General features: G+C 73.4%; 12 protein-coding genes. 5 read left to right on the top strand and 7 right to left on the bottom strand.

All coding sequences use genetic code 11. The annotated features are described in order from the left end of the window. Nucleotides 1-64: 64 nt before the first annotated feature. On the bottom strand, nucleotides 65-493 hold the full coding sequence (locus ABT122_RS15165; protein WP_351550921.1) for an Rv3235 family protein: 429 nt from the start codon (nucleotides 491-493) through the stop codon (nucleotides 65-67). A 293-nt stretch (nucleotides 494-786) separates the two neighbouring features. On the opposite strand from ABT122_RS15165, the gene ABT122_RS15160 reads away from it, so the two are divergent. After that, nucleotides 787-1,293, top strand: a complete 507-nt coding sequence (locus tag ABT122_RS15160; RefSeq protein ID WP_351550918.1) for a DUF6912 family protein — start codon at nucleotides 787-789, stop codon at nucleotides 1,291-1,293. A gap of 72 nt (nucleotides 1,294-1,365) precedes the next feature. Beyond that, the gene (locus ABT122_RS15155) at nucleotides 1,366-2,082 is read left to right on the top strand and encodes an HAD family hydrolase (protein WP_451068882.1); all 717 of its coding nucleotides are present in this window, start codon (nucleotides 1,366-1,368) and stop codon (nucleotides 2,080-2,082) included. 168 nt (nucleotides 2,083-2,250) lie between these two features. On the opposite strand, the gene ABT122_RS15150 is transcribed toward ABT122_RS15155, so the two are convergent. Further along, nucleotides 2,251-2,808, bottom strand: coding sequence for a DJ-1/PfpI family protein (locus ABT122_RS15150; RefSeq protein ID WP_351550915.1), 558 nt, complete (start codon nucleotides 2,806-2,808; stop codon nucleotides 2,251-2,253). 452 nt (nucleotides 2,809-3,260) lie between these two features. Here ABT122_RS15150 and ABT122_RS15145 point away from each other — a divergent pair, with 452 nt between their 5' ends. The 3 genes from ABT122_RS15145 to ABT122_RS15135 all read left to right on the top strand — a co-directional run bounded on the left by ABT122_RS15145 (nucleotide 3,261) and on the right by ABT122_RS15135 (nucleotide 10,629). Continuing rightward, on the top strand, nucleotides 3,261-8,318 hold the full coding sequence (locus tag ABT122_RS15145) for an NAD-glutamate dehydrogenase (protein WP_351550912.1): 5,058 nt from the start codon (nucleotides 3,261-3,263) through the stop codon (nucleotides 8,316-8,318). A gap of 352 nt (nucleotides 8,319-8,670) precedes the next feature. Then, nucleotides 8,671-9,300 (top strand): RNA polymerase sigma factor, encoded by a 630-nt coding sequence (locus ABT122_RS15140; RefSeq protein ID WP_351550909.1) that lies wholly within the window; start codon nucleotides 8,671-8,673, stop codon nucleotides 9,298-9,300. A gap of 3 nt (nucleotides 9,301-9,303) precedes the next feature. Beyond that, a complete protein-coding gene (locus ABT122_RS15135; protein WP_351550906.1) occupies nucleotides 9,304-10,629 on the top strand; it encodes a CU044_5270 family protein in 1,326 nt (441 codons plus the stop codon). A gap of 175 nt (nucleotides 10,630-10,804) precedes the next feature. Here the strand turns inward: ABT122_RS15135 and ABT122_RS15130 are convergent, their stop codons facing one another. From ABT122_RS15130 to ABT122_RS15110, 5 genes are all read right to left on the bottom strand, one after another. Further along, entirely contained in the window at nucleotides 10,805-12,022 is a 1,218-nt protein-coding gene (locus ABT122_RS15130) for a glycosyltransferase 87 family protein (protein ID WP_351550903.1), read from the bottom strand. A gap of 309 nt (nucleotides 12,023-12,331) precedes the next feature. Then, nucleotides 12,332-13,222, bottom strand: a complete 891-nt coding sequence (locus ABT122_RS15125) for a carbohydrate ABC transporter permease (protein ID WP_351550901.1) — start codon at nucleotides 13,220-13,222, stop codon at nucleotides 12,332-12,334. Then, nucleotides 13,219-14,574: a carbohydrate ABC transporter permease gene (locus tag ABT122_RS15120; protein ID WP_351550899.1), complete on the bottom strand. Its 1,356-nt coding sequence runs from the start codon at nucleotides 14,572-14,574 to the stop codon at nucleotides 13,219-13,221. The genes ABT122_RS15125 and ABT122_RS15120 overlap by 4 nt, the downstream gene beginning before the upstream one ends. 3 nt (nucleotides 14,575-14,577) lie before the next feature. Beyond that, nucleotides 14,578-15,945 (bottom strand): ABC transporter substrate-binding protein, encoded by a 1,368-nt coding sequence (locus ABT122_RS15115; RefSeq protein WP_351550896.1) that lies wholly within the window; start codon nucleotides 15,943-15,945, stop codon nucleotides 14,578-14,580. Between the two features lie 183 nt (nucleotides 15,946-16,128). Then, nucleotides 16,129-19,365, bottom strand: a complete 3,237-nt coding sequence (locus ABT122_RS15110; protein ID WP_351550893.1) for an FHA domain-containing protein — start codon at nucleotides 19,363-19,365, stop codon at nucleotides 16,129-16,131. Nucleotides 19,366-19,414: the final 49 nt, after the last annotated feature.

Genomic DNA, 19,414 nt, shown 5'->3' with positions numbered 1-19,414 from the left:
GCTCCGGGCGCGGGCTCGGGGGGCTCCCGGGCCCCCGGGCGGGCTCGCGGGGGCCTCCGGGGGGCTACTCCCGGGCGGCGGCGAGGGCGGCGCGCTCGCCGCCCAGCTCCACGGCCGAGCAGCGCCAGCGCCGGTCCGGGCCCTGCTCCAGCCGGAAGGCCATCGCGCTGACCCGGTCGCCCGAGCCGATCCGGGCGAATGCCTCGATCACGCCGGGGCCGGGGTGGAACTCGCCGCAGTGCCGGAGGACCGGCATCACCCGGTCGGCGGGCAGCAGCGGCGCGCCCGGCGCCAGCCGCACCAGCTGCTCGTACGCCTCACCGGCGGTGTGGCCCAGCATCCAGTGCACCGGGCGCTGACCGCTGAGCACCGCGAGAAGGCGTTCGGCGAACCAGTAGTGCGGGCGCTGCCGCCGCGCGCGGGCCACCGCCGACGCCGTGACCCCGGCGGGTCGGCGCTGGTCGTGTCGCCCCGTCGGCCTCGTCCTGTTCATGCGTGTCCCCCCTGCTCACCGGGCCGGACCTCTCGATACCGGCCAGTAACTTGTTGGGGGATCTTCTACGGGGTCCCCCGCCGGGCCCGCAATGGGCGGGCGGCGCGGGGGAGGCGGCCCGGAAAGTTCACCGAACCGGGTGAAGGAGGCCGCCTCCGGCCCCGGGAACACCGGGGACGCGGGGGTGAACCGGGGGTGCGCGGGTGACGGCGGGCCGGGGTGGAGCGGCAGCCCGAAAGAGTTACCTCCCCCGTATCCTGAGGTCGCCTCCCGACGACGAAAGCGGCCATCCCATGCGTGTGTACGTTCCCCTGACCCTCTCCGGTCTCGCAGCGGCGCACACGGAGGGCGAACTGGGCCCCGGCCCGGTGACCGCGTACGGCGTCACGCCGGGGCTGCGCGAGTGGTACGTCTCCGACGACGTCGAGGAGCTGGAGTACGCGGCCCTCGGCCGGGCGGCGGCGGCCTCGCTCCGGCTGCTCGCCGACGCCCCGGAGGAGCAGGGCCGGCGGGTCGTCGTCGCCGTGGACGTGCGCGACCAGGACGCGGCGGCCGACCCCGGCCGGCCGTCCGCCCCGGGCTCGCCCGGGCGGCTGCGGATCGCCTCCGCGGTGCCGCTGACCGGCGCGGCGGCGGTGCATGTCGACGCGGACGACGCGGTCGCCGATGTCACCGCGGCGGCCCGCGCGCTGGAGGCCGCCGACCAGGGCGACGCGGGCGCCCAGCTCACGGTCGACGGGGCCGAGGACCATGAGCTGCTCTGGTACGGAGTGCAGGAGATCCCGGCCCTGCTGTCCTGAGCCGTACCGCTCCGACCTGCGCGTTCTCAAGGAGATCAGCCGATTGTCGGACCCGGCGGGTACGGTTTTCGCATGGGGAATCACATGGGGAACAGCGCGCTGACGACGGGGCGCCCGGGGGCGTCCGCCGCCACCCACCTGGTCTGGGACTGGAACGGCACCCTGCTCGACGACGTGACCGCGGTCATCGCCGCGACCAACGCCGCCTTCGCAGAGATCGGCCTCGGCCTCGAACCCATCACCCTGGAGCGGTACCGCGAGCTGTACTGCATACCGATCCCCCTCTTCTACGAGCGGCTGATGGGCCGGCTGCCGACCGCCGCCGAGTGGGAGCTGATGGACGGCGCCTTCCACCGGCACTACATCGAGCAGCGCACCGGCTGCGGGCTGACGAGCGGCGTCGAGCTGCTGCTCGACCAGTGGCGGCTCGCGGGCCACAGCCAGTCCCTGCTGAGCATGTACGAGCACGACCAGCTCGTCCCGGTCGTGCGCGGATACGGCATCGAGAGCCACTTCGTCCGGGTCGAGGGCCGCAAGGGCCCCTCCGGCGGCTCGAAGGCGCTGCACATGGAGCGCCACCTCCGGGCGCTCGCCGACACCGCGCCCCCGGAGCGCACCGTGGTGATCGGGGACGCGGTGGACGACGCCGTGGCCGCCGCGCACGTCGGCGCGCGAGCGGTGCTCTACACGGGCGGGTCGCACAGCAGGGCCAGTCTGGAAGCGGTGGGGGTGCCGGTGGTGGACACCCTCCAGGAAGCGGTGGACGAGGCGATACGCCTGGTGGCGTGAGGCCGTCCCCGCCACCCGCGCCGCACGCCACCGCGCCCCCCCGCCACCGCAACCCCCCCCCGCCACCCGCCTCGCCCCAGCGGCACCGGGCCCCGCGGCGGGCCTCACACCGGCGGCCCCGGGCGGCCCCGCACCGGGCGCCTCCCGGTGCGCGGGCCCGGCCGGGTCTCAGCCCTTCGACTTCAGCACCTTGAGGAACTCCCGCATCCACGCCGGGTGGTCCGGCCAGGCGCGGGAGGAGACCAGGGTGCCGTCCACCACCGCCTCCGCGTCCTGGAAACTCGCCCCCGCCGCCTGCATATCCGGTTCCAGGGCGGGATAGGCGGTCACCCGGCGGCCCTCCAGGCCACCGGCCGCCGCCGTCAGCAGCGGGCCGTGGCAGATCTGGGCCACCGGCTTGTCCGCGTCGAAGAAAGCCTTGGTGATCTTGCGCAGCTCCGGGTCGTTCCGCAGATACTCCGGGGCGCGACCGCCCGGGATCACCAGCGCCGCGTACTGCCCGGGATCGACCTCCGAGAAGGCCAGATCGGCGGGCCAGGTGTACCCCGGCTTCTCGGTGTAGGTGTCGAAGCCCGGCTCGAAGTCGTGCACGACGAACCGGAGCTTCTTCCGGGTGGGGGCCGCGATGTGCACCTCGTACCCCTCCTCCAGCAGCCGCTGGTAGGGGTAGAGGACTTCCAGCGACTCGGCGGCGTCGCCGGTGACGATCAGGACCTTGGCTGCCATCTGGCTGCTCCCGGGGTCGGACTGAACGGAAAGGACGGTTCGGGTGACGCAGTGCCGCCGGGGGCGACCGTGTGTCATCACCGACAAACTGCACCGTCAGGGAGTGCTTGCCAAGAGGGCCTGTGTCGCTGCGCAGAGTGTCAAACTTCTCACCCCGCTTTTGTACACATAAGGCTCATGACGCTTCGGGGGTGCGGGGCGATAGCCTGGAGCCGTGATCAGCGCGATACGCCCTGGGGGCAGCGAAGCCCCCGGCCTGCGCCCGGAACGCCACCGCGTCCGGGCGATCGGTGATCCCCCGGTGCCGGCCCCCTCGTTGAATTTTGTCGAATGCGGTCCGGACCACTCTCATCGCGGCATACCGTCGACCACGACCGGACACCCCGTGTCGTGGCGTCGCGTCGCATCTTCCACCTACGTCACGCAACGGCGCGCGACAGGAGCCAGAGGACATGCAGACCAAGCTGGACGAAGCCAAGGCCGAGCTGCTCGCACGGGCGGCCCGGGTAGCTGAGAACAGTCCCGGCTGGGGGCACCTCCCCGCCGGGTCCGAGCGGGAGCAGCGTCCGGACCGGGACACCCTGCTCGGCTACCTCCAGCGCTACTACCTGCACACGGCACCCGAGGACCTCACCGACCGCGACCCGGTCGACGTCTACGGGGCGGCGTTCTCCCACTACCGGCTGGCGGAGAACCGGCCGCAGGGCACGGCCAATGTGCGGGTCCACACCCCGACCGTCGAGGAGAACGGCTGGACGTGCAGCCACTCCGTCGTCGAGGTGGTCACCGACGACATGCCCTTCCTGGTGGACTCGGTCACCAATGAGCTCTCCCGGCAGAACCGCGGCATCCATGTCGTGATCCACCCGCAGGTCACGGTCCGCCGCGATGTGACCGGCAGGCTCATCGAGGTTCTCCACAGCGACGAGCACAGCAAGCACACCAAGGGGAACCGTGCCCTCCCGCACGATGCCCTGGTCGAGTCCTGGATTCATGTCGAGATCGACCGCGAGACCGACCGCGCCGACCTCAAACAGATCACCTCCGACCTGCTGAGGGTCCTCTCGGACGTGCGCGAGGCCGTCGAGGACTGGGAGAAGATGCGCGACGCCGCGCTGCGCATCGCCGACGAGCTGCCGAAGGAGCCGATCGCCGCCGATCTGCTCGACCAGGACGTGGAGGAGACCCGCGAGCTGCTGCGCTGGCTCGCCGCCGATCACTTCACCTTCCTCGGCTACCGCGAGTATCAGCTGACCACGGACGACGCGCTGGCCGCGGTCCCCGGGACCGGCCTCGGCATCCTCCGCTCCGACCCGCACCACAGCGAGGACGACCCGCACCCGGTCAGCCCCTCCTTCAGCCGGCTGCCCGCCGACGCCCGCGCCAAGGCCCGTGAGCACAAGCTCCTCGTCCTCACCAAGGCCAACAGCCGCGCCACCGTCCACCGGCCCAGCTATCTCGACTACGTCGGGGTCAAGAAGTTCGACGACGACGGCAATGTCATCGGTGAGCGCCGCTTCCTGGGCCTGTTCTCCTCCGCCGCGTACACCGAGTCCGTCCGCCGGGTGCCGGTCGTCCGGCGCAAGGTCGCCGAGGTCCTCGAAGGCGCGGGCTTCTCGCCCAACAGCCACGACGGCCGCGACCTGATCCAGATCCTGGAGACCTACCCCCGGGACGAGCTGTTCCAGACCCCCGTCGACCAGCTCCGCACCATCGTCACCAGCGTGCTCTACCTCCAGGAGCGGCGCCGGCTGCGGCTCTACCTCCGCCAGGACGAGTACGGCCGCTACTACTCGGCCCTCGTCTACCTGCCGCGCGACCGCTACACCACCGGGGTGCGGCTGCGGCTGATCGACATCCTCAAGGAGGAGCTGGGCGGCACCAGCGTCGACTTCACCGCGTGGAACACGGAATCGATTCTCTCCCGTATCCACTTCGTCGTCCGCGTCCCCCCGGGCACCGAGCTGCCGCACCTCACCGACGCCGACACCGAGCGCATCGAGGCACGGCTGGTCGAGGCCGCCCGCTCCTGGGCCGACGGCTTCGCCGACGCGCTCACCGCCGAGCTGGGCGAGGAGCACGCCGCCGAGCTGCTGCGCCTGTACGGCAACGCCTTCCCCGAGGGCTACAAGGCCGACCACTCCCCGCGCGCCGCCGTCGCCGACCTGGTCCACCTCGAAGCGCTCACCAGCTCCGGCCGGAACTTCGCCCTCTCCCTCTACGAGCCGGTCGGCGCGGCCCCCGGCGAGCGCCGCTTCAAGATCTACCGCACCGGTGAGCAGGTCTCGCTCTCCGCCGTGCTGCCGGTGCTCCAGCGCCTCGGCTGCGAGGTCGTGGACGAGCGGCCGTACGAGCTGCGCTGCTCCGACCGCTCCGTCGCCTGGATCTACGACTTCGGTCTGCGGATGCCGCCCACCGCCGGCAACGGCGACTACCTGGGCGACGACGCCCGGGAGCGGTTCCAGGACGCGTTCGCCGCCGTCTGGACCGGTGACGCGGAGAACGACGGCTTCAACTCGCTGGTCCTGGGCGCCGGTCTGACCTGGCGGCAGGCGATGGTGCTCCGCGCCTACGCCAAGTACCTCCGCCAGGCGGGAGCCACCTTCAGCCAGGACTACATGGAGGACACCCTCCGCACCAACGTCCACACCACCCGGCTGCTGATCTCCCTCTTCGAGGCCCGGATGTCCCCCGAGCGCCAGCGCGCGGGCACCGAGCTGACCGATGGGCTCCTCGAAGAGCTGGACGGTGCGCTGGACCAGGTCGCCAGCCTCGACGAGGACCGCATCCTGCGCTCCTTCCTCACCGTGATCAAGGCCACACTGCGGACGAACTACTTCCAGGGCGCCGCCGGAGCCGGCGACAACACGGGCGACACCCGGGCCGAGGGCGCCACCAAGGGCAAGACCAAGGCCAAGGGCCCGGGCGACGCCAAGGGCAAGCGGACCCACCACGGCTATGTGTCGATGAAGTTCGACCCGCAGGCCATCCCCGACCTCCCCGCGCCCCGCCCGGCGTTCGAGATCTGGGTCTACTCCCCCCGGGTCGAGGGCGTGCATCTGCGCTTCGGCAAGGTGGCGCGCGGCGGGCTGCGCTGGTCCGACCGGCGGGAGGACTTCCGTACGGAGATCCTCGGCCTGGTCAAGGCGCAGATGGTCAAGAACACGGTGATCGTGCCGGTGGGCGCCAAGGGCGGCTTCGTCGCCAAGCAGCTCCCCGACCCGTCCGTGGACCGGGACGCCTGGCTCGCCGAGGGCATCGGCGCCTACAAGACCTTCATCTCCGCCCTGCTCGACATCACCGACAACATGGTCGCGGGCGAGGTCGTGCCGCCCGCCGACGTGGTGCGCCACGACGAGGACGACACCTATCTCGTCGTCGCCGCCGACAAGGGCACCGCGTCCTTCTCCGACATCGCCAACGAGGTCGCGGTCGCCTACGACTTCTGGCTCGGCGACGCCTTCGCCTCCGGCGGCTCCGCCGGATACGACCACAAGGGCATGGGCATCACCGCGCGCGGCGCGTGGGAGTCCGTCAAGCGGCACTTCCGCGAGCTGGGCCACGACACCCAGACCGAGGACTTCACCGTCGTCGGCGTCGGCGACATGTCCGGCGATGTCTTCGGCAACGGCATGCTGCTCAGCGAGCACATCCGGCTGGTGGCCGCGTTCGACCACCGCCATATCTTCATCGACCCGAACCCGGACGCCGCCACCTCCTACGCCGAGCGCCGCCGCCTCTTCGAGCTGCCCCGCTCCAGCTGGGCCGAGTACGACAAGAAGCTGCTCTCGGCGGGCGGCGGCATCCACCCCCGTACCGCCAAGTCCATCCCGGTCAACGCGCACATTCGGGCCGCCCTCGGCATCGGTGCCGAGGTCTCCAAGCTCACCCCCGCCGAGCTGATGAAGGCGATCCTCCAGGCCCCCGTGGACCTGATGTGGAACGGCGGAATCGGTACGTATGTGAAGGCGACGGGCGAGTCCAACGCGGATGTCGGCGACAAGGCCAACGACGCCATCCGGGTCAACGGCGACGACATGCGGGCCAAGGTCGTCGGCGAGGGCGGCAACCTCGGACTGACCCAGCTCGGCCGGATCGAGTTCGCCCGCAGCGGCGGTCCCGAGGGCACCGGCGGCCGGGTCAACACCGACGCCATCGACAACAGCGCCGGTGTGGACACCTCCGACCACGAGGTGAACATCAAGATCCTGCTCAACGCCCTCGTGACGGACGGCGACATGACCGTCAAGCAGCGCAATCTGCTGCTGGCGGAGATGACCGACGAGGTCGGCGCCCTGGTGCTGCGCAACAACTACGCGCAGAACGTCGCCCTCGCCAACGCCGTCGCCCAGTCGCCCTCCCTCCTCCACGCCCACACCCGCTTCATGCGGCGCCTGGGCCGGGACGGGGCGCTGGACCGCTCGCTGGAGTTCCTGCCCAACGACCGGCAGATCCGTGAGCTGCTCAACAACGGCAGGGGGCTGAGCCAGCCGGAGCTGGCCGTCCTCCTCGCGTACACCAAGATCACGGTCGCGGACGAGCTGATCGGGACGAGCCTGCCCGACGACCCGTATCTGCGCCGGCTGCTGTACGCGTACTTCCCCAGGCCGCTGCGGGAGAAGTTCACCGAGGCCGTGGAGAACCACGCGCTGCGCCGGGAGATCATCACCACCGTCCTGGTCAATGACACCGTGAACACCGGTGGCTCCACCTTCCTGCACCGGCTGCGGGAGGAGACGGGCGCGTCGATCGAGGAGGTCGTCCGCGCGCAGACCGCCGCCCGGGAGATCTTCGGCCTCAGCTCGGTGTGGGACGCGGTGGAGGCCCTGGACAACAAGGTCGCGGCCGATGTCCAGACCCGGGTCAGGCTGCACTCCCGCCGGCTCGTCGAGCGCGGCACCCGCTGGCTGCTGGGCAACCGGCCGCAGCCGCTCCAGCTGGAGGAGACCATCGGGTTCTTCGCGACCCGGGTGGAGCAGGTCTGGGCCGAGCTGCCCAAGATGCTGCGCGGCGCCGATCTGGAGTGGTACCAGCGCATTCTGCAGGAGCTGACCGACGCGGGCGTGCCGGAGGAGCTGGGGCTGCGGGTGGCCGGATTCTCCTCCGCCTTCCCGACGCTGGACATCGTCGCCATCGCCGACCGGACCCAGAAGGAGCCGATGGCGGTCGCCGAGGTCTACTACGACCTCGCCGACCGGCTGCGGATCACCCAGCTGATGGACCGGATCATCGAGCTGCCGAGGGCCGACCGCTGGCAGTCGATGGCCCGTGCGTCGATCCGTGAGGACCTGTACGCGGCCCACGCGATGCTGACGGCCGATGTCCTCTCGGTGGGCAACGGCGCCTCGACCCCCGAGGAGCGGTTCAAGAGCTGGGAGGAGCAGAACGCCTCGATCCTGGGCCGGGCGCGGACGACACTGGAGGAGATCCAGGGCTCGGACACCTTCGACCTGGCGAATCTGTCGGTCGCGATGCGGACGATGCGGCAGTTGCTGCGCACCCACAGCTAGGGTCCGCGGCCGGGAGCACCGGGAGCACCGGGAGCACCGGGAGCACCGGGAGCACTGGGAGCACCGGGAGTACCGGGAGCGCGGAGAGCGCGCAGGGGCGCCCGCCACCCTTCGGGGAGGCGGGCGCCCTCGCGTATCCACCCGTTGTCCGCACCGCACCGCACCGCACCGCACCGGCCCGGCCGGGTCCTCTCGTCCGGGACCTCGTCCGTCTCCGCCTCCGGGGAGTCATCAGAGCGCGAGCGGGGCGGGCCACGGATTCCCACGAGCCGGCGCGCGGGCTGTAACGATCGGCCCCGCCGCACCACTTCTCCATGACAGATCGAACCCGGAGGGGACGGAGGTGCGGGCGGTGGCCGAGGAAGCGGACCGCTTCACCGCGATGTACGACGCCTGCCGCGGGCGGGTGTGGGCCTATGTGGTCAGCAGAGCCGGCCGGCAGGTCGCCGACGAGGTGGTGAGCGAGACCTTCGCCGTCGCCTGGCGGCGCTGGGCCGATGTGCCGGGGGAGCCCCTGCCCTGGCTGCTGGGCGTGGCCCGCAATGTGCTGCGGGACACCGTGCGGGCGGAGATCAGACGGGAGTCGTTCGCCGCCGAGCTGGGGGAGTGGACCGAGCGCTCGGCAGGCGCCGGCACGGGCGATATCGCCGACGATGTGGCGGATCGGAACGCGCTGCTCAGAGCCCTGGCGACCCTGCCCGACGACGACCGGGAGGTGCTGGTCCTCGCGGCCTGGCACGGGCTCGGGCCCGCCGAGGCGGCCCGGGTCGTCGGCTGCTCGGCGGCGGCGATGCGGGTCCGGCTGCACCGGGCGCGCAGACGGCTGACCAGAGCCGTCGACCACGCCGCGCCCCAGCGGCGGGCCGGGAGCCCCGCGCCGAACGGGGGCGGCGCCCCGCCACACGTACCGGACCGCGAGGCGCCGAAGGCACCGGCGCGCGCGGCGGACGGCCGGGTTCAGCTCGTACGAGAGGAAGTGTGAAGGATGAGACACGATGTTCTGCGGCGGCTGGCGGCAGCCCGTCCGGCGCATCTGGACCCCGAGGCACCGGCCGGAGAGGGTGTCAGGGAACGGGAGCTGGCGGCGGCCATGGCGGGCGACCGGGCCACCCACCGTACCCACGGCGCGCACGGCACCCGCGGCGCGGCCGGTGTGCGGCGGGAGCGTACGGCGGCGGGGACGGGAAGCGGACGGACGGGTCCCGGGAGGCTGCTCAGTCCCCGGTGGGGCATCGGGCTGGCCTCGGCCGCGACCGCCGCCGTGCTCGGGGTGACGCTGCTGCCCGCCGGGGACGGCGGGTCGTCCGCGCCCGGCACCGCCCGCGACGCCGCCCGTGAAGCAGGTCAGGGCACCCTCGGTGACGGCGCGTCCGGCGGGGCCTATCTGCTGGCCGCCGCCGAGCGCCAGGAGGCCGGGGGCGACCCGGCCGGCGATGGCGCCTTCTGGTACCAGAAGGAGCGCCACGGCGCGATGTTCCGGGTGCCCGGGGCGAACGGCGGCCCCGGATATGTGGTCGACGACCGGTACGAGTCCCGGGAGTGGCTGGCCCGGGACGCCAACCGGCGCTGGTCCCGGACCACCGGCATCGGCGCCCGCCCCGCGTCCCTCGGGGACGAACGTGCCTGGCGGCAGTCCGGCGCGCCCCGTGCCTGGGATGTCTTCACCGGCTTCGGGAAGCTCCGCCACGAGGCGTCGGGCCTCATCGCCCAGGACGCTCCCGGCGGCAGCGGGGACACCATGCCGATGGGCGAGATCCAGATCAGGCAACTGCGCGGCCTGCCCACCGACGTCGAGGGGCTGCGCGAGCGGCTGCACGAACTCGTCGACGAGGAGTACAACGCCCCGGCGCGCCATCTGCGCGAACTGGTGGCGGCGAAGGCGCTGGAGATCGCGGTCGGCATGCCCGCGGGACCGGAGCTGCGGGCCGCCGCGTACCGCCTGCTCGCCGCCGAGCCCGGGGTCCGCGCCCTGGGGGAGATCAAGGACCGCTCGGGCCGTCCCGGGTACGGGGTCGCCCTGCCCAGCCCCGGAGGCATCGAACGCCGGATCGTGCTCGACAAGAGGACCGGGGCCCCGCTCGGCACCCTCACCGTGGCCACCCGGGACGATCACGACCGGGTGAAGGGCGAGGTCATCGAGTACACGACCCATCTGGAACAGAGCTGGACGGACACGCCTCCGCCGTTCGACCGCGACGAACAGCCGGAGATCGAGCTTCCGTACGACCCGGAGAACCCTCGGTACGACCCCGCGAAGGGAGCCCCCGAGCCGGGGTCCGGGTCCGCCGCCCCGCTGGCGCCGCGCGGCTGACCCGCCGGCGGGTCCGACGGGGTGCTCCGCCGGACCCGCCGGACCCGCCGCACCCGCCGCACCGCCCGGAGGCCGCCCCGCCGCCTGACCACCGGCGGGCGGCCCTCGGGCGGTGCGGCGGCGACGGCCGGGGCCCCGGCCGCCCGGCCCCGGCCGCCCGGGGCGCCGCGGGCGGTCAGACGGTCGTCAGCCAGAGCCGCCGGCAGGAGAGCACCGCCGCCACCAGCAGCAGCCCATTGCGGAGCACCATCAGCAGACACCCCACCGGGGTGCCGTCGATGACATCGTCGTACAGCAGCGGGAAGACCAGCGCGCTGAGCACCGCCGCGGGCACCATCAGCAGCGCCACCAGGCGCTGGGTGGTGTGCCGGGAGGTCAGACAGACCGCCGCCAGACCCAGCAGCCAGATCATGTACTGCGGGCTGATGACCCGGCTGGTGACCGTGAAGAGGAGCACGGCGGCGAACGCGGCATCATAGGGCGTGGCCGGATTCCAGCGGCGGGCCCTGATCCGCCACAGCACCAGCCAGCAGAGCGCGCCCAGGCTCAGCGCCAGCGAGAGCCGCGCCATCGAGGTGACGTACGGGCCGGTGAACTCGAACGCCCCGTACTGGAAGGCGACCTCGCCCGGCCACCCCCATCTCCGCGCCAGCAGCAGCGCGGTCCCGCCCAGCGACTCGATCTGCACTCCGCGCGCGCCCTGCTGCCGGAGAAAGTCCAGGGGGTGGCTGAATCCGGTCAGCAGTACGGCCATCAGCACGGCGGCGGAGGCGGCGGCCGAGCCCCAGACGGCCCGGGTGGTACGCCCCCGGGGCGTACCCAGGACGGTCAGCAGCGGCCACACCTTGATCAGCGCCCCGATTCCCGCGAGCGCACCGCCCAGATGCGGCCGGCCGCGCAGGGCGAGCAGGGCGAGGACGGCGACGGCGGTGACGGGCACGTCGTAGCGGGCGAGCGGCAGATTCAGCAGCAGCGGCAGCGCGCACACCCAGAGCCAGGCGCCCTGTGTGCCGGCCCGCGCCAGGGCGGCCGTGACGACGGCGTCCGCGAGCAGCACCACGACCACGAACGCCTGGAAGTACGTCAGCCAGGGCAGCGCGGCGGGCGACAGGAAGACCACCGCCGCGCCCGGGGGGTACTGCCAGGTCACATCGCCCAGGGGGAAGGCCCCGTGGACGAGTTGTCCGTACCAGCTCCGGTAGAGCCGGTGGACCTCGCCGGCCACGCCCGAGTCGCCCAGCCGGTCGATGAGCAGCAGGGCGAGCATCCCGAGGCGGGTGACGGTCCAGACGGCGGCCAGCGCGAGGGCGGGCCGGGGCCGGGGACCGGTCTCCTCCGGGTCCCGGAGGAGAAGGAGGGCAGGCGGCAGCGAGGCGAACCGATGGGGCGTCATCGGCCGGTACTTTAGTCCGCTTTGGTGTACTTTCTAGCTATTTCTGGATCGGCGGATCGTGCGCGGCGAGAAGGCATGCGGCGAGAAGGCATACGGCGGAAGTCGGCATACGGCGGGAAGTCGGCGCGCGGCGAGGAGTCGGCGCGCGGCGGGATGGGGCCCTGCGGGAGGTGCTCGGCCGGACGTGCTCGGCGGGAGCCACCCTGCGGGAGGCGCCCGGGGGCGTGTCCCGCCACCCGCCGACGCCGGCCGGGTACGGGGCGCACCCCCGTGCCGCCCCGGACCCGGCCCGCGTCGCCGCGCCGGCCGCTACTTCACCGCCCCGGCCATCACCCCCGAGACGAACTGCTTCTGGAAGGCGAAGAACACGGCCAGCGGAATGATCAGGGACAGAAACGCCCCCGGCGCGAGCACGTCGATGTTGTTCCCGAACTGCCGCACCTGCCGCTGGAGGGCGACCGTGATCGGCGCGCTCTGGGAGTCCGCGAAGATCAGCGCGACCAGCATGTCGTTCCAGACCCACAGGAACTGGAAGATGCCCAGCGAGGCGATGGCCGGCGCCCCCAGGGGCAGCACCACCCGGGCGAAGAGGCGCAGCTCACCCGCCCCGTCCAGCCGTGCGGCCTCCAGCAGCTCCCGGGGGATCTCGGCGAAGAAGTTCCGCAGCAGGAAGATGGCGAACGGCAGACCGAACGCCACATGGAAGAGGACCACCCCGAGCGTGGTCTCGAAGAGCCCGACCTCGCCGAAGAGCCTGGACACCGGGACCAGCGCCACCTGCACCGGGACCACCAGCAGCCCCACGACCACCATGAACCACCAATCGCGGCCCGGGAAGTCCATCCAGGCGAAGGCGTACCCCGCCAGCGAGCCGATCACCACCACCAGCACCGTCGCCGGGACGGTGATCATGACGCTGGAGAACAGCGAGTCGGTGATGGCCTCGTTCTCCAGCAGCCGGGAGTAGTTCTCGGTGGTCAGTTCGGCGGGTGCGCTGAACACCCGCCACCAGCCGCTCTCCGCGATGTCGGACGGGCCGCGCAGCGAGGAGATCAGCAGGCCGAAGGTGGGCATCAGCCAGAAGAGGGCCACCACCACCAGGAACACCCGCATCACACCGCCGGCGGCACCGGCCGCGATCCGCGCCGGGAGTGAGCGCTCTGCCTTCGCCACGCCGTTCGCCGTGGTCGGCGCTGTCATCGGCCCTGCTCCCTTCGCATGCGCCGGATGTTGACGTACATCACCGGAATCACCAGCAACAGCAGCAGCACCGCGATGGCGCTGCCGACGCCCAGGTGCGCGTCCGTGCCGAAGGACGAGCGGTAGAGCTGGAGGGCCAGTACGTTGGCGTCGTCCTGGGCCGAGCCCGGCGCGATGATGTAGACCAGGTCGAAGATCTTCAGGACGTTGATCATCAGGGTGACCAGCACCACCGCCAGCACCGGGGCCAGCAGCGGGACGGTGATCCGCCGGAAGACCTGCCACTCGTTCGCGCCGTCCATCCGGGCGGCCTCCAGCAGCTCGCGCGGGACGGCGGCGAGACCGGCCGCGATCAGCACCATCGCGAACCCGGCCCACATCCAGACATAGCTGCCGATGATCGCCGGGGTCACCAGCGACGGGCCGAGCCAGTCGACACCGTTGTACGGCTCCCGGAAGTTCTCGGCGGGCAGCCGCACCTGGGCGCCCTCCGCCGAGGCCGGCAGCGAGAAGGTGCCGTCCGCCGCCGCCCGGGCCGATGCCACCACCGCGCCGTCCTTCACCGCCTCCACTCTGATGCCCTTGAGCCCCCGCTCCCCGGCGTCGACGACATTGGGCCGGCCGCCGCCGCCCTTGGTGAAGTCCAGCCACGCGGTGCCGGTGATCCGGCCGTCGCCCGCTCCCGGTTCCTGGGCTCTCGCGGCCCCGGCGTCGGAGGGCATCTTCTCCGGCGGCACCCCCACCAGCGGCAGCAGCACCGGGCGGTCCGCGCTCACGGGCTCCTTGGTGACGAAGGAACCGCCGCCGCCCGCCTTCAGCGGATGCGCCGGCAGCGGATGCGCCCGCTGGAAGGTGGCCGACTCGTTGAAGGTGTCGTGCACCCCCACCCAGACCGCGTTCGCCGCGCCCCGCTCCGGGTCCTGCTCGTACACCAGCCGGAAGATGATCCCGGCGGCCAGCATCGAGATCGCCATCGGCATGAAGACGATCAGCTTGAAGGCCGTGCCCCAGCGGATGCGCTCGGTCAGTACGGCGAAGATCAGCCCCAGCACCGTGGAGACCGCCGGGGCGACCACGACCCACACCGCGTTGTTCTTCACCGCGGTCAGAATCGTGTCGTCGGTGAAGATCTCCACATAGTTGTCGAGACCGGCGAATCCACTGCCGGACTGGTCGAAGAACGACCGCTGGACCGAGTACCCGATCGGGTAGACCACGAGCGCGCCCAGCAGCACCAGCGCGGGCAGCAGAAAGCCGGCCGCGACGATTTTACGTGTGCCTGTCACGCTCTTGCGCTTCTTCGCGGGGGGTCCCGGACGCGCCGGGCCCCCCGCCGCCGTCGCGGTGGACACCCGTCAGCTCTTGTACGCCTTGGCGGCGTCGGACTCCAGCTTCCGCTGAATTCCGGCCACATCCTTCGGGTCCTTCAGAAAGTCCTGAAGGTGCTTCCAGAAGCCGCTGCCGGGCGTTCCGCCGAAGGACTGCGGCATCTGGTCCGACATATCGAACCGGAAATCGCTGTCCGCCTCGATCAGCGCCTTCGCGATGTCGCGCTGCACGTCATTCGGGTACGCATCGAGATCCAGCGACTTGTTCGGCGAGACGAACCCGCCCTCGGCGGCCTGAATCCGCGCCGCGTCGGGCGAGGCGAGGAAGGTGAGCAGCGCCTGTGCGCCCTTGCTGTCCTTGAGGGCGACGGCCGCGTCGCCACCCGTCACCACCGGCGGCTTCGAGCCAACCGCGGGGAAGGGGAACACCTTGGCGTCCGTACCGATCTCCGCGTCGGTCTGCGCGATGTTGACACCGACGAAGTCGCCCTCGAAGACCATCGCGCCCTTGGGCTGGTCGCCGCCCGTGAAGGTCTGGGTGACGGAGGCCGGGAACTCGGTCTGGAGCGCGCCGTCCGCACCGCCCGCGATCAGATTCGGCTTGCCGAACAGCTCGCCCAGGGTGGTCAGCGCCGCCTTCACGGACGCGTCGGTCCACTTGATCTCGTGCCGGCCGAGCCGGTCGTACTGGTCCGGGCCCGCCTGGGAGAGATAGATGTTCTCGAACCAGTCCGTGAGCGTCCAGCCGTCCGCCCCGGCGACCGAGACCGGCGGGACACCCGAGGCGGAGATCGTCTCGGCGGTGGCGAGGAAGTCCTTCCAGGTCTCCGGCACCTTCGCGCCCGCGTTCTCGAAGGCCGCGCTGTTGTACCAGACCAGCGACTTGTTGGCGGCCTTGTAGTAGACGCCGTACTGCTCGCCCTCGATCTGGCCGATCGTCTGCCAGCCGACCGAGTAGTTCTTCTCCAGCTGGGCCCTGGCCGCCGCGCCGACGGGCTTGGCCCACTTCCGCTCCACGGCCTGCCGGATGGCGCCCGGCTGCGGCAGCATCGCCACATCCGGCGGACTGCCGCCCGCGATCTTCGTGCCGAGGAAGTTGATGATCGGGTCCTGGGCCGGCACAAAGGTGACATCCGCCCCGGTCCGCTTCTCGAACTCGTTGAGGACCTTGACGAAGTTCTCCTGCTCCGGGCCGCTCCAGACCGCCGCGACCTGTATCTTCTCGCCGCTCAGCCTGGGCAGTTCGACGCCGGCCGCCGGCGCCCCGCTCGTGTCCTTGCCGGTGTCCGCACTGTCGCCGCCGCTCCCGCCGCTGTCACCGCAGCCGGCGAGGGCGAGGGCGGCGATGGCCGCGAACGCCACCGCGGCCCTTCCCGTGCGAAGAGGTGTGTGCATTTCTGCCCCGTCTCTCGCGTCCGCTGTCCCGTTGCCCGACAGGTGTACGCCCGGTACCGGGGGCCCGCAATAGCCGTCAGGGGACCCGAGAGCCTTTCGTGATGCCTCCGTGAGGTGAGGTCGCCCCGGTGGCGCGCCGGAGTGCGCCGGTGCCGCGGGCACCGGCCCCCGCGGCACCGCTGGTCAGGGGTGTACGGCGGAGAGGGGCGGCACCGGAGCCGCGTCCACCAGGTGGGCGGCGCGCTCCAGCGCACTGGCGAGCAGGGCCAGATCGGTCGGCCCGTTGCCCAGTTCGCGCACGGGTCGGCGGGTCGGCGGATCGCCCATGCGCTCCCACTCCAGCGGCACCACGGTCGGCCGCAGCGTCGCCGTGCGCGGGATACGGCCCGTCACCCGGCCGGCCTGGAAGGGGGTCACCCGGCCGTCCGGATGCCGCAGCCCGCCCCGGCCCGGAAGCGGATCGTCCGGTCCGGCCGACGCGGGGGGAGCGTCCAGCGCCACCCGCAGCCGGGCCGCCCGCGCGGGCTCGGTGTCCGCCGTGCGGTCCGGGCGGGCCGAGGCCGTCACCAGATGCACTCCGAGCCGCCCGCCGTGCCGGGCCACGGCCTCCAGCGCGCGGACCACCGAACCGGCCGCCGGCCGGCCCGTGCTGCCGAGAGCCGGGGCGACCAGCGCGTCGAAGTCGTCCACCAGGACCACCAGCCGGGGCAGCGGACGCTCCGACGCCGAGGACACGGCCCGCACCCGCCCGCCCGGGCGGAGCCGGAGCGTGCCGCTCGGCGCGGATTCCAGATCGCCGCGCGACGAGGGTTCGTGCGGGTCGGACGGGACGGCCGGACGGCGGCCCGCCAGCCGCTCGGTGGCATGGCGCCGGGTGTGGCTGTCGGCGAACTCCACCCCGCCCAGCAGTTCGGCGCGCCGCTTCAGCTCCGCCCCGAGGGCCTGGGCGAACGTCCGCATCCGCACCGGGTCGTTCGCCACCAGGTGCTCGGTGACATGCGGCAGCTCCGTACAGACCGCGAGCCCTTCACCGCGCCCGCCGCCCGCGCCGTCCACCAGCAGCAGACCCAGCCGGTCGGGCCGGCCCGCGGCGGCCAGCGAGGCGGCGACCGAGCGGAGCAGTTCCGTGCGCCCGCTGCCGGGCGGGCCCTCGATCAGCAGATGCGGCCCGTCCTCGGCCAGGTCGACACAGAGCGGGCCGGCCGGGCCGGTGCCCAGCACCACGGCCCCGTCGGAGGTGCCCGAGGCCCAGCGGGCCATCAGGGAGGCGGGGGTGGCGCGGGCGAGACCCAGTTCGTCCAGCAGCCGGGCCGAACGGGGCAGCGCGGTCGCGGCGCTCGGGCCGGGGCCCGGGCCCTCGGTGCGCAGCGGGGCGAGGGCGCGCGCGAACCGCTCGGCCCAGGCCGCCGACACCGCGTCCACCGCGGCCGGTGTGCCCTGGCCCGCGGGGAGCCCGCCGGCCGTGCGCAGCAGCCGCAGCGCGGTGGCCACATCGCCGCTCAGTATCGCGACGGCTCCGCACTCGCGGAAGGCGAGCGAGGCCTCGCACGCCGACTCGTAGGTCGCGGCTATGGGCGAGAGCGGTGAGGCGGCGGGTGTCTCCGCCAGCGCGATCAGATGGATGCCGGCGGCCGGGCCCACACCCGCGAGCCGGGCCATCGTCTCGCGCAGGGCGGCCGAGCCGGGGTCCCCGTCGACCACGACGACCGTGCGCCGCCCGGTGTACCGGTCGGCGGCGTCGGAGACGGTCGTACGGTCGGCGCTCGGCCAGCCGGCGCCGAGCGGGCCGTCGTCCAGCCGGCGGGTCAGCTCGGCGGCGCGGGCGGCGGCCTGGTCCCGGTCGTAGGCCAGCAGCAGCCGGCAGTCCTGGCCGTGCGCGGGCCGCAGATGGGGCAGCCAGCCGAGCCAGGACCACTCGGCCCTGCGCTCCTCCAGGCTCCGCGCCCGGTCGGCGCTGATCAGCACGATCTCCAGCCCCGCCGGCGCGTGCAGCGCGGCGAGCTGGGCCACGGCGGACCTGGCCGTGCCGGCGAGCCGCTCCCGGGGACCGGCCAGACCCAGCGAACCGGCCTCGCGCAGCCCCACGGTCACCGGCACGGACGGCAGCCCGTCCCGGTCGGCGGTGCCCAGCCGCAGCACCAGCGCCTCGGGGTGGCCGGGGCCCCGCTCCCAGAGCCGGGGCCCGGGGCCCAGGGCGGTGAGCAGTACGGCGGCGGGGTCGGGCCAGCAGTCGGCGACGGAGGCGGCGGCCACCGGCGGCGGGCCCGGCTCCGGCGCGGTCTCCTCGGCGGTCTCCTCACGGCCTCCGGTGAACCGCCGGGCCCAGGCGCCTATGCCGCGCCTGCGGGGGGCGGCCCGGGCGCCCTCCGGCTCCGGCGCCCCGGGGCCGTGCGCCTCCCCGGCGGGGAGGCCGTCGCCGGCGGCCGGGGCCGGGGTGTACTGCGCGGGCACCCGCACCACGGGGCCCGCCGCGTCCCGGGCGCTCCGGGGCGCCTCAGCGGAGGGCTCCCGGGCCGGGCCGTGGCCGGAGCCGTCGGACGATCCGTGTCCCCGGGGGGCGGGGGTGTGCGGGCCGCCGCCCGCCGCCGGGGATATGGACGCCTCCGGGCCGGGGTCGCCGCCGGCCCGGCCCGCCTCCGCGCCGGCCGGCTCCGGGCCGGGCCCCGCGCCGTCCCGCTCCGCCCCGGCCGCCGGGACCCGCAGATGCCCCTCGCCGTCGGGGACCGTGGCCAGCGGCGCCGAGCGGTCGCCCGGCGCGAGCAGGAGCGTGGACTCGCCGAGGCGCAGCAGCGCGCCCGCGGGCAGCCGCACCGGGCGGTCGCCCACCGGTCTGCCGTCCAGCGTGGTGCCGTTGGTGGAGCCGAGGTCGGCGACGGTGACCCGGCCGTCGTCCCCCACGGTCACCTCGCAGTGCAGCCGGGACACATCGGGGTCGTCGAGCGGGACATCGGCTGCGGCGGAGCGGCCGACACTGATCCGGCCGCCGTGCAGCAGATGCACCCCGCCCGCGTCGGGGCCCGCGACGACATGGAGCCGGGCGGCGGCGTCCGTCGCGCACGGGCCCACGGGGCCGGGGAGCTGGAGGGAGAGCACCGCGCCGTCGACCAGCGGCGGCTCGCCGAGGGTGCGGCGCTGGGCGTCCAGCCGCTCCTCGCCCGCGTAGACCACGACGGTGCCGTGGACATCGGGGCCCGCGACGGCGGTCGCCAGCGCGGAGGCCACGGCGGCCAGCGCCGTCCCCGCGGGTGCGGTGACGAGCACATCGCACGCGCGCGCGCCGGAGGGCCCGCGCGCGTGCGCACCGGCGGGGGTCGCGGAGCCCGCGCGGGCCGCGGCGGCCTCCGCCCCGGCGACCGCCGTCGCGGGCCCCGCCGCGGGCTGCCCGCCGCGCGGCGCGAGAACGGTCAGCCGGATCTGCATCGCCGTCAGCAATCCCTTCTGCGCGGGGTGCCCGGCAGGGGTCGCCTCG

It is taken from the genome of Streptomyces sp. NPDC001985, from assembly GCF_040296845.1.
Classification (GTDB): domain Bacteria; phylum Actinomycetota; class Actinomycetes; order Streptomycetales; family Streptomycetaceae; genus Streptomyces.
The sequence above is the reverse complement of the archived record's forward strand: the minus strand, read 5'-3'. Positions and strand labels throughout refer to the sequence as shown.